1 protein-coding gene is annotated in these 419 nt (G+C 66.6%); it reads left to right on the forward strand.

The features are described 5' to 3' along the window. On the forward strand, positions 1–419 hold a 419-nt coding region (locus QZH66_RS18535; protein ID WP_305807252.1), incomplete at both ends, for a LysR substrate-binding domain-containing protein.

Consider the following 419-nt stretch of genomic DNA (forward strand, 5'->3'; position numbering starts at 1 on the left):
GGACCACGCGCTGGCCAAGCGCCGCGGGCTGGTGCTGTCGGCCTTGCGCGGGCAAGCCTGGATACTGCCGCCACGCGGCACCCATACGCGGGATGTGTTCGAGCAGCCGTTTCTAGACCAGGGCCAGCTGCCGCCAACGCCCCATATCGAGTCGATCTCGTTTCACAGCAACCTGTCTATGGTGGCCACGGGCCATTTCCTGACGGTGGCGCCCGACAGTGCCGTAGAGCATTACGCCAACATGTCGATGGTGCACAAGATTCGCCTGCGCACGCCCTTTGCCAGCGGCCGGATGGTGCTCATCACCCACAAGGCTGCGGCCCAGTCCCCCGCCGTGGCGCTGATCGCCAACGCACTGCAAGAGAGCCCAAGCGATGCAGGCGCCGCGCATGCTGCAGGGGCCAAGCGGGCGAGGAGCT

Origin of the sequence: Stenotrophomonas sp. YIM B06876, from assembly GCF_030711595.1 — a bacterium.
Lineage (GTDB): Bacteria > Pseudomonadota > Gammaproteobacteria > Xanthomonadales > Xanthomonadaceae > Stenotrophomonas.